Annotated in this window: 14 protein-coding genes; 13 read left to right on the top strand and 1 reads right to left on the bottom strand. The window is 65.6% G+C overall.

What is annotated here, in order from left to right:
* Nucleotides 1–69: 69 nt before the first annotated feature.
* The 13 genes from NLM32_RS43675 (at nt 70) to NLM32_RS43615 (ending at nt 14,428) form a co-directional block, all read left to right on the top strand.
* A complete protein-coding gene (locus NLM32_RS43675; RefSeq protein WP_254134806.1) occupies nt 70–1,728 on the top strand; it encodes an ABC transporter substrate-binding protein in 1,659 nt (552 codons plus the stop codon).
* Nucleotides 1,729–1,918: 190 nt separating this feature from the next.
* On the top strand, nt 1,919–2,872 hold the full coding sequence (locus NLM32_RS43670; protein ID WP_254134805.1) for an ABC transporter permease: 954 nt from the start codon (nt 1,919–1,921) through the stop codon (nt 2,870–2,872).
* A gap of 163 nt (nt 2,873–3,035) precedes the next feature.
* Nucleotides 3,036–3,938: an ABC transporter permease gene (locus NLM32_RS43665; protein WP_254134804.1), complete on the top strand. Its 903-nt coding sequence runs from the start codon at nt 3,036–3,038 to the stop codon at nt 3,936–3,938.
* Nucleotides 3,939–4,121: 183 nt separating this feature from the next.
* Nucleotides 4,122–5,168, top strand: coding sequence for an ABC transporter ATP-binding protein (locus NLM32_RS43660; protein ID WP_254134803.1), 1,047 nt, complete (start codon nt 4,122–4,124; stop codon nt 5,166–5,168).
* Between the two features lie 11 nt (nt 5,169–5,179).
* Nucleotides 5,180–5,377: a hypothetical protein gene (locus NLM32_RS43655; RefSeq protein WP_254134802.1), complete on the top strand. Its 198-nt coding sequence runs from the start codon at nt 5,180–5,182 to the stop codon at nt 5,375–5,377.
* Nucleotides 5,374–6,789 (top strand): amidase, encoded by a 1,416-nt coding sequence (locus tag NLM32_RS43650; protein WP_254134801.1) that lies wholly within the window; start codon nt 5,374–5,376, stop codon nt 6,787–6,789. The genes NLM32_RS43655 and NLM32_RS43650 overlap by 4 nt, the downstream gene beginning before the upstream one ends.
* Complete coding sequence (locus tag NLM32_RS43645; protein ID WP_254134800.1) at nt 6,786–7,760, top strand: ABC transporter ATP-binding protein; 975 nt, start codon at nt 6,786–6,788, stop codon at nt 7,758–7,760. Before NLM32_RS43650 ends, NLM32_RS43645 begins: the two co-directional genes overlap by 4 nt.
* A gap of 253 nt (nt 7,761–8,013) precedes the next feature.
* A complete protein-coding gene (locus tag NLM32_RS43640) occupies nt 8,014–8,283 on the top strand; it encodes a GlsB/YeaQ/YmgE family stress response membrane protein (protein ID WP_254134799.1) in 270 nt (89 codons plus the stop codon).
* Between the two features lie 255 nt (nt 8,284–8,538).
* Nucleotides 8,539–10,287: a type I secretion system permease/ATPase gene (locus NLM32_RS43635; RefSeq protein WP_254134798.1), complete on the top strand. Its 1,749-nt coding sequence runs from the start codon at nt 8,539–8,541 to the stop codon at nt 10,285–10,287.
* Nucleotides 10,284–11,618 carry an HlyD family type I secretion periplasmic adaptor subunit gene (locus tag NLM32_RS43630; protein ID WP_254134797.1) on the top strand — a complete coding sequence of 445 codons (1,335 nt, stop codon included), beginning with the start codon at nt 10,284–10,286 and terminating at the stop codon, nt 11,616–11,618. The genes NLM32_RS43635 and NLM32_RS43630 overlap by 4 nt, the downstream gene beginning before the upstream one ends.
* A 209-nt stretch (nt 11,619–11,827) precedes the next feature.
* A complete protein-coding gene (locus NLM32_RS43625) occupies nt 11,828–13,297 on the top strand; it encodes an AMP nucleosidase (RefSeq protein ID WP_254134796.1) in 1,470 nt (489 codons plus the stop codon).
* Between the two features lie 145 nt (nt 13,298–13,442).
* Entirely contained in the window at nt 13,443–14,069 is a 627-nt protein-coding gene (locus NLM32_RS43620) for a lipopolysaccharide assembly protein LapB (RefSeq protein WP_254134795.1), read from the top strand.
* Between the two features lie 83 nt (nt 14,070–14,152).
* A complete protein-coding gene (locus NLM32_RS43615; protein WP_254134794.1) occupies nt 14,153–14,428 on the top strand; it encodes a DUF1488 family protein in 276 nt (91 codons plus the stop codon).
* Nucleotides 14,429–14,477: 49 nt separating this feature from the next.
* Here the strand turns inward: NLM32_RS43615 and NLM32_RS43610 are convergent, their stop codons facing one another.
* A complete protein-coding gene (locus tag NLM32_RS43610) occupies nt 14,478–14,960 on the bottom strand; it encodes a CinA family protein (protein WP_254134793.1) in 483 nt (160 codons plus the stop codon).
* Nucleotides 14,961–15,048 lie beyond the last annotated feature (88 nt).

Below are 15,048 nucleotides of genomic sequence, written 5' to 3'. Positions count from 1 at the left end.
CATTGCGGGTCATTTGGCACAGCCATTGCATCAAAATTAATCATTGAAAGCCGGAAGAGGACTGAGGCAATGCTTATCAAGACAACCGCGCGCGCAGCGCTGATCGCGGCGCTGGCCCTGACGACGGCGGCCGCATGGCCGTGCGCTGCCAGCGCCGAAACCGTGCTGCGCATCGGCATGACGGCTGCCGATATTCCGCGCACGCTCGGTCAGCCCGACCAGGGTTTTGAAGGCAATCGCTTCACCGGCGTCACCATGTATGACGCGCTCACCGGCTGGGACCTGTCGTCCGCCGATAAGGCCAGCGTGGTGATCCCCGGGCTCGCGACCGAGTGGAAGGTCGATGACGCCGACAAGACCAAATGGACCTTCAAGCTGCGCCCCGGCGTCACCTTCCACGACGGCACGCCGTTCAATGCCGACGCGGTGGTCTGGAACGTCGACAAGGTGTTGAAGCAGGACGCGCCGCAATTCGACGCCAGCCAGGTCGGCGTCACCGCATCTCGCATGCCGACGCTGGCGTCCGCAAAGAAGATCGACGACATGACGGTCGAGCTCACCACCAAGGAGCCCGACAGTTTCCTGCCGATCAATCTCACCAACCTCTTCATGGCGAGCCCGGCGAAGTGGCAGCACTTCTACGACAAGGCGGAAGGCGCCGACGCCAAGGCGAAGTCGCAGGCGGCATGGACTGCCTTCGCCAAGGACGCCGCGGGCACCGGCCCGTGGAAGATGGCGAGCTTCACGCCGCGCGAACGGCTCGAGCTGGTGAAGAACGCGGATTATTGGGACAAGGCCCGCGTGCCCAAGATCGACAAGATGGTGCTCTTGCCGATGCCGGAAGCCAACGCGCGCACCGCAGCGCTGCTGTCCGGACAGGTCGATTGGGTCGAGGCGCCGGCGCCGGATGCGCTGCCCGAGCTCAAGCAGCGCGGCTTCAAGCTCTACGCCAACGAGCAGCCGCATGTCTGGCCGTGGCAGTTCTCGCGCGTCGAGGGCTCGCCCTGGAACGACATTCGCGTCCGCAAGGCCGCCAATCTCTGCGTCGATCGCGAAGGCCTCAAGGACGGATTGCTTGCAGGGCTGATGGTGCCCGCGACCGGCACCTTCGAGCCCGGCCACCCCTGGCGCGGCAAGCCGACCTTCGAGATCAAGTATGACAAGCCGGCTGCGCAGAAGCTGATGCAGGAGGCAGGTTTTGGTCCGAACAAGAAGCTGACGGTGAAGATCCAGACATCGGCATCCGGCTCGGGCCAGATGCAGCCGCTGCCGATGAACGAATATCTCCAGCAGGCGCTCGCCGAATGCTATTTCGACGTGCAGCTCGATGTCATCGAGTGGAACACGCTGTTCACCAACTGGCGCCGCGGCGCCAAGGACCCCTCGGCCAACGGCGCGAACGCGACCAACGTCACCTATGCGGCGATGGACCCGTTCTTTGCGCTGGTGCGCTTCCTGCAGTCGAGCATGGCGCCGCCGGTCTCGAACAATTGGGGTTTTATCAACAATCCCAAGTTCGATGAGCTGGTGAAGAAGGCGCGGCAGACTTTTGATCCCGCCGCGCGTGACGCCGCGCTCGCCGAACTGCACGCGGCCTCCGTCGACGACGCAGCCTTCCTCTACGTCGCCCACGACGTCGGCCCGCGCGCCATGAGCCCGAAGGTCACCGGCGTGATCCAGCCGAAGAGCTGGTTCATCGACTTCTCGCCGATCTCGATGACGCCGTGAGGTGAGCACGCTGGTAGGGCTCCCCTCCCCCTTGCGGGGAGGGGTTGGGGAAGGGGGTCCACACGGGCGGTCCCTGTGTGGCCACCCCTCTCCCTAACCCTCCCCCGCAAGGGGGGAGGGAACCCTCGCATCTCGCGTCCCTTACTCAAGCCCGCGCACCGTATTGTGCAACATCTCGTTAGGTTACCCAGTGCTCGCCTACATCGCCAGACGCATCGTCTATGTCATCCCGATCGTCATCAGCGTGGCGCTGGTGTGCTTTCTGCTCGTGCACATCACGCCGGGCGATCCGCTGGTCGCGGTGCTGCCGGCCGATGCCTCGCAGGAGCTCGCCGCGCAGCTCCGCGCCGCCTACGGTTTCGACCGGCCGCTGCCGGTGCAGTTCGGCCTGTGGCTCCTGCGCGCGCTGCATGGCGATCTCGGCAATTCCATCGCGACCGGGCGGCCCGTGCTCGCGGAAGTCATGCGCGCGGTCAGTAACACCGTCACGCTGGCGATTGCGGCCGCCATCATCGGCTTCACCATGGGCATCCTGCTCGGCCTGATCGCCGGCTACTTTCGCGAGACCTGGATCGACAAGATGGCAACGTCGTTTGCCATCGCCGGCGTCTCGGTGCCGCATTACTGGCTCGGCATGGTGCTGGTCATCATCTTCTCGGTGGAGCTGAACTGGCTGCCCGCGGTCGGCGCGGGGCCCGGCGGCTCGGCCGCCTGGGCCTGGGATTGGGAGCACCTGAAATATCTCGTGCTGCCCGCGATCACGACGTCGGTGATTCCGATGGGCATCGTTACCCGCACCGTACGCGCGCTCACCGGCGACATCCTCAGCCAGGATTTCGTTGAAGCCTTGCGCGCAAAGGGCCTGCACGAGACCGGCGTGTTCCGCCACGTCATCAAGAACGCCGCACCGACCGCGCTCGCCGTGATGGGGCTTCAGCTCGGTTATATGCTCGGCGGCTCGATCCTGATCGAGACCGTGTTCTCCTGGCCGGGCTCGGGCTTCCTGCTCAACTCGGCGATCTTCCAGCGCGACCTGCCGCTGCTGCAGGGCACGATCCTGGTGCTGGCGCTGTTCTTCGTCTTCCTCAATCTGCTGGTCGACATCGCGCAAGCCGCGATCGACCCGCGCATCAAGCGGGGCTAGCGGGGATGACGCACCACACATTCAGTGTCGTCCCGGCGAAGGCCGGGACCCATAACCCCGGCAGGAGATTGTGGGACGAGATGGTCACCACGAGTCCTCGCCAAACTACTTTTCGTGGCTATGGGTCCCGGCTTTCGCCGGGACGACGGCGGAAATTGCGCCAATGAGCGAGCTTCCATTATCCGCCGCCGCCGATGCCGCGCTGCAGGCCGCGCCCGCGACCAAGGCGCGCGGCTATTGGGCAACTGTTGGCCGCCGTATCCTGCGCGACAAGGTCAGCATGGCCTGCGCGCTGGTGCTGCTGCTGATCTTCCTCTCCGCGATCCTCGCGCCCTGGCTCGGTCTTGAAGATCCCTACAAGGGCTCGATGATCCGCCGCCTGCGCCACATCGGCACGGTGGGCTATCCGCTCGGCACCGACGAGCTCGGCCGCGACATGCTGGCGCGGCTGATCTATGGCGGGCGGCTGTCGCTGGTGATCGGCATCCTGCCCGTGATCCTCGCCTTCTGCATCGGCACCTCGCTCGGGCTCGTTGCCGGCTATGTCGGCGGCAAGCTCAACACTGCGATCATGCGCACGATCGACGTGTTCTACGCCTTCCCCTCCGTGCTGCTGGCGATCGCAATTTCCGGCGCGCTCGGCGCCGGCATCCTCAACTCCATCGTGTCGTTGACCGTGGTGTTCGTGCCGCAGATCACCCGCGTCGCCGAAAGCGTCACCACCGGCGTGCGCAACATGGATTTCGTCGAGGCCGCGCGCGCTTCGGGCGCGGGTCCCTTCACCATCATGCGGGTGCACATCCTCGGCAACGTGCTGGGTTCGATCTTCGTCTATGCCACGAGCCTGATCTCGGTCTCGATGATTCTGGCCGCCGGTCTCTCCTTCCTTGGTCTCGGCACCAAGCCGCCGGAGCCGGAATGGGGCCTGATGCTCAACACCCTGCGCACCGCGATCTACGTCAACCCCTGGGTGGCGGCCTTGCCGGGCGCGATGATTTTTGCGGTCTCGATCTGCTTCAATCTGCTCTCGGACGGCCTGCGCAGCGCCATGGACATCAGGAACTGAGATGATGAGAAAGACGCGGTTCGCCACGGCGACGGTGCCACACCTCTCCCATCGGGAGAGGTCGGCTCGCATCGTCAGATGCGAGCCGGGTGAGGGGCTCCGCTGCACCGAGTTTGCCGCGCCCCCTCATCCGCGCCTTCGGCGCGACCTCTCCCCGATGGGGAGAGGTGGGAGATCGCGGCCATGAGTGAGACCAACACGTCCGTCGCCATGCTGGAGCCCGTCGAAGACGTCGGCGGCGTCGCGCAGCCGCTGCTGCAGGTCAACGGCCTGACAAAACATTTCCCGGTGCGCGGCGGTCTGTTCGCCGCGAAACGCACCGTGCGTGCGGTCGACAATGTCTCCTTTTCCGTGGCGAAGGGCGAGACCGTCGGCATCGTCGGTGAATCCGGCTGCGGCAAGTCGACCACCGCGCGCCTGCTGATGCACCTGATGCCGCGCGACATCGGCGACATCGTCTATGACGGCATGACCGTCGGCCAGTCGCTATCGCTGCGGGAATTGCGTCGCGGTATGCAGATGGTGTTCCAGGATTCCTATGCGTCGCTCAATCCGCGCCTGACCATCGAGGAATCGATCGCCTTTGGTCCGAAAGTCCACGGCATGGCCGATGGCGCCGCGCGGGCGCTCGCGCGCGAGCTGCTCGGCAAGGTCGGCCTGCGCCCTGAAAACTTTGCCAACCGCTATCCGCACGAGATTTCCGGCGGACAGCGCCAGCGCGTCAACATCGCGCGTGCCCTGGCGCTGTCGCCGCGGCTGGTGATCCTGGATGAAGCCGTCTCCGCACTCGACAAATCCGTCGAGGCGCAGGTGCTCAATCTGCTGGCCGACCTCAAGCGCGAGTTCGGCCTGACCTATCTCTTCATCAGCCACGACCTCAACGTCGTGCGCTACATCAGCGATCGCGTGCTGGTGATGTATCTTGGCGAAGTCGTCGAGCTCGGCCCGGTCGACCAGGTCTGGGATAGCCCCGCACATCCCTATACGCGTGCGCTCCTGGCTGCGATGCCGTCCTCCGATCCGGACCGCCGCACCGAGAAGCCGCCGATCTCGGGCGATCCACCCAATCCGATCGATCCGCCCGCGGGCTGCCGCTTCCACACGCGTTGCGCGTTTGCGGAGCCGCTCTGCGCAAATGCTGCACCAAAGCTCACCGCCGTGGATAAGATGGGCCACGAGGCCGCGTGTTACATGGCGATTCCGGGTTCAGGCCATAGCCGCGCGCCCTGAGAGGAAACCGCATGACGAGACCAACGACAAAAGAAATCCAGGCGACGGCTCAAGTCGCCGGTGTTCCCGTGAATGACGAGATCGCGACGCGCATCTCCAATTCCATCGGGCCTGCCTTCGAAGGCTTTGCGGCGATCGCCGGCACGCTGCCGTTCGACCTCGAGCCCGCGCTCTATCCGCTCGCCCAGACGCAGAAGGTGTCGAAATGAGCACCGAGCCTGCCCTGATGACGCTCACCGAGGTCGCGCGTGCGATCGCGATGAAGCAATTGTCCTCGCATGAGGTGACGCGCGCGCTTTTGCACCGCATCGCGCAATGGCAGCCGCATCTCAACGCCTTCATGTCGATCGAGTCGGAGGCGGCGCTGAAGGCCGCCGATGCCGCCGACGCCGCGCTCGCCAAGGGCGAGGTCCGTGGTCCCCTGCATGGCGTGCCGCTCGCGCACAAGGACATGTACTACGACGCAGGCCACGTCGCGACCTGCGGCTCGCTGATCCGCCGCGATTTCGTTCCGTCCGTCACGTCCACCGCCTTGCAGCGCTTGAAGGATGCGGGCCAGGTTCGCCTCGGCACCCTGCATCTGGCCGAGTTCGCCTATGGCCCGACCGGCCACAACACCCATTACGGCCCGGTGCGCAATCCCTGGAACGTCGCGCATATCACCGGCGGCTCCTCATCGGGCTCCGGCGCGTCGGTCGCGGCGCGTCTGGCTTATGCGGCGCTGGGCTCCGACACCGGCGGCTCGATCCGCATGCCCGCGCATTTCTGCGGCGTCACCGGATTGAAGACCACCGTCGGTCGCGTCAGCCGCGCCGGCGCGATGCCGCTGTCGCAATCGCTCGACACCGTCGGCCCGCTCGCCCGCACCGCGGAAGATTGCGCACTGCTGCTGGCGCTGATGGCGGGCCTCGACCCCGAGGATTCGACCACGAGCCATGAGCCGCTGTCGGACTATGTCGCGGCGACCAAGGGCTCGCTGAAGGGCCTCAAGATCGGCGTGCCCGCGTCGTTCTATGTCGACGATCTCGATAGCGAAGTCGCACGCGTGCTGGACGAAACCATCGCGGTGCTCAAGCGCGAGGGCGCCGACATCCTCACGGTCGAGCTGCCGGACCAGCGGCAATTGCAGGCGGCGAGCCAGCTCGTGCTCGCGGCCGAAGCCGCTGCCTTCCACAAGCGCTGGATGATCGAGCGGCCGCAGGACTATGGCGCGCAGACGCTGATGCGGTTGCAAAACGGCCTCGCGGTTCCCGCCATCACCTACCTCGAGGCGATGCGCTGGCGCGGCCCGGCACTCGCGGCGCACAATGCGGCCGCCGCAGGCGTCGACGCGATCATCGCACCGGCCTCGCCCATCCCGGCGCCGACGATCGACGAGAGCGATGTGGGCGGTGGACCGAATGCACCGGCGCTGTTGCAGCGGATCACGCTGTTCACCCGTCCGGTGAATTTTCTGGGCTTGCCGTCACTCACTGTACCTTCGGGCTTCACCAGGAGCGGCCTGCCGATCGGCATGCAGTTGATCGGCCGCTCCTTCGATGAAGCGACCTTGCTGACCATCGGCGCCGCCTTCCAGCGCGTCACCGACTATCACGACCGGGTACCCAAACTGCCGTCATGACAAAGCTCGTCGAGATCTCAGGCCTCAACATTCGCTTCACCGGGGAGCGCACGGTCTATGCCGTGAACGATCTCAGCCTCTCGCTCGGTGACGGCGAGGTGCTGGGCCTGCTCGGCGAATCCGGCTCGGGCAAGAGCGTGACCCTGCGAGCGCTGATGCGGCTGCTGCCGAAGAAGCGCACGCAGATCTCGGGCACGGTCAACGTGATGGGCCGCGACGTGCTCGCGATGAATGACGAGGAGCTGTCGTCATTCCGGGGGCAGACCGTCTCGATGATCTTTCAGGAGCCGGCGCTGGCGCTCGATCCGGTCTACACCATCGGCGCGCAGATCGCCGAAAGCGTCGTGCGCCATGAGGGCAAGAGTTACGCGGAGGGCAAGGCGAGGGCGCTCGAAATGCTCGAGGTCGTGCGCATTCCCTCCGCAAAGCGGCGACTGGATGCCTATCCGCACGAAATGTCCGGCGGCATGCGCCAGCGCGCGATGATCGCGCTTGCGCTCGCCTGTCGGCCGAAGATCCTGCTGGCGGACGAGCCGACCACGGCGCTCGATGCCACCGTGCAGATCCAGATCCTGCTGCTGCTGCGCGAGCTGCAGCGCGAGTTCGGCATGTCCGTCATCTTCGTGACCCATGACATCGGCGTCGCCATCGAGATCTGCGACCGCGTCGCGGTGATGTATGCCGGCCAGATTGTGGAGCAGGGCAGTCTGCGCGACATCGTTCGCTCCCCGGTGCATCCCTACGCCAGGGGCCTGCTCGCCTCGACCATCCACGGCGCCAAGCGGGGCCAGCGGCTGGAGACCATCCCCGGCACCCCGCCGTCGCTGGCCGAGAAACCCCACAATTGCTCCTTCGCCCCCCGCTGCGCCGTGGCGCAGCCGCGCTGCATCGAGCAATTGCCCGCGAATGTGGAGGTCGGCCCGGGCAGGGCGGCAAGGTGCGTCCTGGCGGAGCCGGTGGCGGCGCCGTAGCGCCCAAGCGATTCAGCGCATCCATCGCCTCGTGCACCACTGCGCTCCCTCCCCCCTTGCGGGGGAGGGCGGGGGAGAGGGGTAGCCACGAACTCAGACCTCGCTTGCGTCCCCCACTTTTTCACCCCCCGCTCTACTGTGCATGGGGTTGTTTTCGCGGTTCCTGTCTGAGCGTCCCCTCCGGGAACCATTCAGACCCCATTCATCCCGGTTCCGGTTCCATGGCCCCGTTAATGGAGAGGGACTTCAACTTATGTACATTTCTGGCCAAAGCCTCATCGTCATCCTGTTCGTCGGCCTGGTCGCCGGCTGGCTCGCCGGCAAGGTCGTGCGCGGCAGCGGGTTCGGCATCATCGGCGACATCGTGATCGGCATCGCCGGCGCGTTTGTCGCGAGCTTCCTGTTCCCGAAGCTCGGCATCCATATTGGCGTCGGGCTGGTCTCGGAGATCATCTTTTCCGCCATCGGCGCCATCATCCTGCTGCTGGTGGTGCGGCTGGTGCGCGGCGGTGGCCGGCTCTAGGCCGTTCGATCGATTGGAACCGAGCGCCTCTCCCCGCGACCCTGGGGAGAGGCGCTTGTCTTTGCTATAAAAAGCCGCAAAGACTGTGAAATACCGGACTTGCGGATCGGGCCGTCCGGGGTAGATGTGGCGAAGGCCCGGATTAATTCGATTGCATTGCAGCCGGGGAGAACCCGATATTAATCCAGGGCGCGTACGCCTCGATTTGCGTTTTAAATCAGGGGTATTACCCCTTACCCGGAAGAGATCAGACTGATGGCAGCCGTTCCCGGCCTCCGCCGTTCAGAGCTCGGTGACGCGCTCCGTGCCTGCCGCACAGCGTTCGTCGGCGTCGGCTTCATGAGCTGCATGATCAACCTGCTCTATCTGACCGGGTCGATCTTCATGCTGGAGGTCTATGACCGGGTGCTGCCGAGCCGCAGCATTCCGACGCTGGTCGGCCTGATCGTTCTCGCCAGCGGCCTCTACATGGCGCAGGGCGTGCTCGACATGATCCGCAGCCGCATCCTCGGACGGGTCGGCACCGCGCTCGACGAAGCCCTGAACAAGCGCGTGTTCGACACCATCGTGCGCCTGCCGCTCCTGGTCGGTAACCGCAACGAAGGGCTGCAGCCGCTGCGCGACCTCGACAATGTCCGCTCCTTCCTCGGCGGCATGGGCCCGAGCGCGTTCTTCGACCTGCCCTGGCTGCCGCTCTATCTCGCCATCTGCTTCGCCTTCCACGTCATGATCGGCGTGACCGCCTTGGTCGGCGCCATCATCCTGGTCGGCCTGACACTGGTCACCGAGTACCTGTCCCGTCAGCCGGCGAAGGAGGCGATGGGCCTTGCCGCCCAGCGCAATGATCTCGCCCAGTCCAGCCGCCGCAATGCCGAAGTGCTGGTGTCGATGGGCATGGCTGGCCGGCTGAACGCGCGCTGGAGCGAGGCCAACGAAAAATACCTTGTCGGCAATCAGCGTGCGAGCGATGTCGCCGGCGGCCTCGGCGCGATCGCAAAAGTGCTGCGCATGATGCTGCAATCGGCGGTGCTCGCGGTCGGCGCCTATCTCGTCATCCATCAGGAGGCGACCGCCGGCATCATCATCGCGGGCTCGATCCTCTCGGCCCGCGCGCTGGCGCCGGTCGATCTCGCGATTGCGCATTGGAAATCCTTCGTCGCGGCGCGCCAGAGCTGGCACCGCCTCAGCCGCCTGCTGGAACAGATGCCGGCGCAGGCGACGCCGACCCAGTTGCAGGCGCCCACCAGCCGCCTCTCGGTCGAAGGCATCGCCATGGTGGCCCCGGGCGACCAGCGCCTGATCGTCCAGGACGTCACCTTCGCTCTCGAAGCCGGCAACGGTCTCGGCGTGATCGGACCGAGCGGCTCCGGCAAATCCTCGCTGATCCGCGCGCTGGTCGGCGTCTGGTATCCGGTCCGCGGCAAGGTGAGGCTCGACGGTGCGGCGCTCGACCAATGGTCGTCCGACGTGCTCGGCCGCCACATCGGCTATCTCCCGCAGGACGTCGAGCTGTTCGGCGGCACCATCGCGCAGAACATCAGCCGCTTCGACCCCGAGGCGACTTCCGACGGCATCATCTCCGCGGCCAAGGAAGCCGGCGTGCACGAGATGATCATCAAGATGCGCGAGGGCTACAACACGCAGGTCGGCGAGCAGGGCGCTTCGCTCTCCGCGGGCCAGGCCCAGCGCGTGGCGCTGGCGCGCGCGCTCTACGGCAATCCGTTCCTGATCGTGCTGGACGAGCCGAACTCCAATCTCGACACCGAAGGCGATGAGGCGCTGACCCGCGCGATCCGCAGCGCGCGCGAGCGCGGCGCCATCGTCATCGTGGTGGCGCACCGGCCCATCGGCGTCGAGGCGGTCGACCAGATCCTGGTGCTTCGCGACGGCCGCATGCAGGCCTTCGGCCCGAAGGAGCAGGTGCTCGCCCAGGTGCTGCAGCCCCGCGTCGCGCCGCCGGCGCCGATCAAGATCGTCAGCGAAGGCGGAGTGGCCAAACCATGAGCACCATGACGGTTGGCGGCACGAAGCCCGCCGCGAACAGGACGGTGCGGGAGTCGATCCGCTTTCACCTGATCCTCGGCATCTCGATCGTGCTGGTGCTGGCCCTGGGCCTTGGCGGCTGGGCCTCGACGGTGCTGATCTCCGGCGCGCTGATCGCGCCGGGCCAGATCGTGGTCGAATCCAACGTCAAGAAGGTGCAGCACCCGACCGGCGGCGTGGTCGGCGAGGTGCGCGCCCGCGACGGCGACGTGGTCAAGGCCGGCGACATCGTGGTGCGGCTCGACGATACCGTCACCAAGGCCAATCTCGCCATCGTCACCAAGAATCTCGACGCCGCGCAGGCGCGCGCGGCGCGGCTGCAGGCCGAGCAGCGCGGTCTCGACAAGATCGAGTTCCCGCAATCGCTGCTCGATCGCGGCGACGATCCTGACGTCAAGGCACTGCTTTCCGCCGAAGCCAAGCTGTTCGACGTCCGCGTCAACGGCCGTGCCGGCCAGAAGGCGCAGCTGCGCGAGCGCATCCAGCAGCTCAACGAGGAAATCGAAGGTCTGTCCGCGCAGGAGAAGGCCAAGGACAAGGAGATCGTGCTGGTGCAGCAGGAGCTCACCGGCGTGCGCGATCTCTATGACAAGCACCTGGTGCAGATCTCGCGCCTGACCACGCTGGAACGCGACTCGGCCCGCCTCAATGGCGAGCGCGCGCAATACATAGCCTCGCGGGCGCAGGCCAAGGGCAAGATCACCGAGACCGAGCTTCAGATCATCCAGGTCGACAAGGACATGGTGAGCGAGGTCTCCAAGGATCTGCGCGAGACCAACGACAAGAGCGGCGAGCTGATCGAGCGCAAGGTCGCGGCCGAGGATCAGCTCCGCCGCGTCGACATTCGCGCGCCGCAGGACGGCATGGTGCTGCAATCGACGGTGCACACCGTCGGCGGCGTCGTCACCGCCGGCGATGCGCTGATGCTGATCGTGCCGCAGGCCGACGACCTCCAGGTCGAGGCCAAGGTCAATCCGGTTGACATCGACAAGCTCCAGATCGGCCAGAAGACCCTGCTGCGCCTCTCCGCCTTCAACCAGCGCACCACGCCCGAGCTCAACGGCGTCGTCAGCCGTGTCTCGCCCGACGTCACCACGGACCAGCGCACGGGCCAGAGCTACTACACCATCCGCGTCTCGATGTCGCCCGAGGAGGTCGCCCGGCTCGGCGATTCCAAGCTGATCCCCGGCATGCCGGTGGAGGCTTTCGTCCAGACCGGCGACCGTACGATGCTGTCGTACTTGCTGAAGCCGCTGCACGACCAGTTCATGCGAGCCTTCCGCGAGAAGTGACGCGCGAAAGCGCGTCATCCCGGAGCGCGCTTAGCGCGCATCCGGGATCTCGAGCCGCAGGTTCGATCTCGTAGGGTGGGCAAAGGCGCACCGTGCCCACGATTTCTGAATGCCGAGGAAGATCGTGGGCACGCTCCGCTTTGCCCACCCTACGAGACGTTCTTCTTTGCTATAGTTCGACTCAAGCCCATCAACCCGGCGGTCGAACAATGCAATCCCCATCTCCCATCGCCACGAAATCCTTCTCCGATGCGGGCCTCGCCGTCGCCCGTCTCGAAGAGATCTACGAGCGCAACACCAAATTCCTGCGCGACCGGTTCGAGGCCTATGTCTCGGGCGAGGCAATCACGACGCGGGTGCGGGCCTATTATCCCTTCGTCCGGCTCACCACCGCGACGCATGCGCGGCTGGATTCGCGTCTCGCCTATGGCTTCGTCGCGGGGCCCGGCGTGCACGAGACCAGCGTGACGCGGCCGGATCTGTTCCGCGCCTATCTCACCGAGCAGATCGGGCTCCTGATCCAGAACCACGGCGTTCCCGTCGAGATCGGCGAGTCGGCCGAGCCGATCCCGATCCACTTCGCCTATCGCCGCGACATCAACATCGAAGCCGCCATCACGACCAGCGAGAATTCGTCCGTCACGCGCTCGCTGCGCGATGCGTTCGACGTGCCTGATCTCGCTACGATGGACGACGCGATCGCCGACGGCACGTTCGAGCTTCAGGCCGGCGCGCCCGAGCCGCTGTCGTTGTTTCGCGCCGCCCGCGTCGATTATTCGCTGCGCCGGCTCTATCACTACACCGGCACCGATCCCGAGCATTTCCAGAACTTTGTCATCTTCACCAACTACCAGTTCTACGTCGATGCCTTTGCGCAGATGTGTCAGCAGCGGCTTCAATCCGGCGAGGCCGGCCTCGAAGCTTTCGTCGCGCCGGGCAACGTCATCACGCGCAGCGGCGGTGTGACGACCGGAGACGCGCCCACGCGTATTCCGCAGATGCCGGCCTTCCATCTGATGATGCCCGGCTATCGCGGCATCACCCTGATCAATATCGGCACCGGTCCGTCCAACGCGCGCAACGTCACCGATCACGTCGCGGTGCTGCGGCCGCATGCCTGGCTGATGCTCGGGCATTGCGCGGGCTTGCGCAACACGCAGCGGCTCGGCGACTACGTGCTCGCGCATGGCTATGTGCGCGAGGACCACGTGCTCGATCGCGAGCTGCCGCTGTGGGTGCCGATTCCGGCGCTGGCCGAGATGCAGGTCGCCCTGGAACAGGCGGTGGAGGACGTCACGGGTCTGGAAGGTTTCGAACTCAAGCGCCTGATGCGCACGGGCACCGTCGCCAGCGTCGACAACCGCAATTGGGAGATCTCGGGGCCCGAGGTCATCCGCCGCATGTCGCAATCGCGCGCGGTCGCGCTCGACATGGAATCGGCCGCGATCGCCGCCAACGGTTACCGATTCCGCGTCCCCTACGGCACGCTACTCTGCGTCTCCGACAAGCCGCTGCATGGTGAGATCAAACTCGCCGGCATGGCCAGCGAATTCTACCGCCGGCGCGTCGGCCAGCATCTCGAGATCGGCCTCAAGGCGCTGGAGCGGCTCAAGCAGCAGGAATCGGAGCGGCTGCATTCGCGCAAGCTGCGCAGCTTTGCCGAAGTCGCGTTCCAGTAAGCCGGCCGGAGCGACCTGAACAACGGCAGCACAGCTGTCGTGCCGAGCTCCTGATGTGCTCGCGCGCGTATCCCGGGAATATCCGCGCCAGGGCAGGGTTGTCATCTCATCCGGGGTGACTTCCAGCAGACATCAGGAGACCACAATGCTCGCTCCGATCATCAGGTTTGTCGCTCGCTGCGCGTATCTCGCGGCGCTCGTCGCCCTAACCGGGTCTGGTCCTGCCTTGGCGGCAGGCGGCGGAGGTGGTGGCGGAGGCGGGGGTGGCGGCGGGGGCGGCATGGACCCCTTCGCGCACCCCTCGTCCAGCCAGAGCACGCCGGCCCCGACCTACCCGAGCCGCACCAAGGCGACCCAGAAAGGCAAGAAGCCGAACAACCAGTCGAGTATCGACGATCCCGCCTTCGCGGCCGGCTACCGCGTGGCCTATGACACCATCTACGAGCGCAACGATTATGCGAGCGCGATCGCGCAATTGAAGTCGCTTGGCCATGACGATCATCCGAACGTCGCCAACCTCATCGGCTACTCCTACCGGAAGCTCGGCGACTACGAGCAGTCGCAGGTCTGGTACGAGCGCGCGCTGAAGGCGGATCCGAACCACGTCCTGACATGGCAGTATTACGGTCTGTGGCAGCTCGAGCGGGGTAACCGCGAGCAGGCGCTCTATCATCTCAGCCGGATTGCAGCCATCTGCGGCACGGATTGCGCGGAGTATAGATCGCTGGCCGCGGCACTCGACAAGCCGACCGGAACGGCGCTGGCCTATTAGGGCCGCGCTGGTCCTGCGGCCAAGGTGACAAGGCGTCGGATTTTTTGCATTGTCCCGTTCGGGGGTGCGAACGGGACAATGGGATGCCGCTGGCGCGCGACAAGATCATCGGCCACGACCTCGAACGTCTGGCTTTCCGCTTCACCATGTTGAATGACGAGGACGTCGTGCATTGCCAGATCAGCGATGCGGCGATGGACGAGCTTGCGGGCATGCAAGGCACCGAAAGCAGCGCGCGGCAGGCGCAGTTCATGTCGCTGCGCGAGACCATCGAGCGGCTGGCCTCGGATCTCTACGACGAGGCGCCGCGATTCAAGGGCTACGTCGTGCGGATCTTTACGCGGCATCTGGGAAGATGAGCCTTGGTGTCGTCCTGGCTTTCGCCAGGACGACACTGAAACGCTGCAGCTAGTCTGACAGCTTCTTCAACAACAAGTTCAGCGCCGTCGCCGCGAACACCTGCATGTTCGCGAACCGGTCGTTGCTCCCGGTCTCGAGCGTCATCACCTCCGTGGCGGGTCCAGCGACCGCCATGCAGCTATGGCCGGCGGCGTCGCCGTAGCGGTTGCCGGTCGGGCCGGCTGCGCCGGTCTCGGACAGGCCCCAGTCGGATGCGAAGCGGCCGCGCATCTGGTCGGCCAGAAGCTTTGCGTAGGGCTCCGAGGAGGAACGAAAGCCCTTCATTCCTTCATCCGAAATATCCATCAGCACGCGCCTGGCGTCGCGGGTGTAGACCACGGCGCCGCCGAGGAAATAGGCGGACGCGCCGGGCACTGCGAGCAGGCTCGCCGCGATCAGGCCGCCGGCCGAGGATTCCGCGACCGCAATGGTCTGTTTGCGCGCGATCAGTTTTGCCGCGACCTGTTCCGCAATGCTGACGAGCTCTTTCATTCCTGACCCCTTATTCCCTCGCAACTGAGCTCAGCCTTCCTAGCATATGACAGAAGCCTTGGCCGAGTTGCGGGCGGAGGGCAGGCCT

It is taken from the genome of Bradyrhizobium sp. CCGUVB14 (assembly GCF_024199935.1).
In the GTDB taxonomy this organism is placed as follows: Bacteria; Pseudomonadota; Alphaproteobacteria; order Rhizobiales; family Xanthobacteraceae; genus Bradyrhizobium.
The sequence above is the reverse complement of the archived record's forward strand: the minus strand, read 5'-3'. Positions and strand labels throughout refer to the sequence as shown.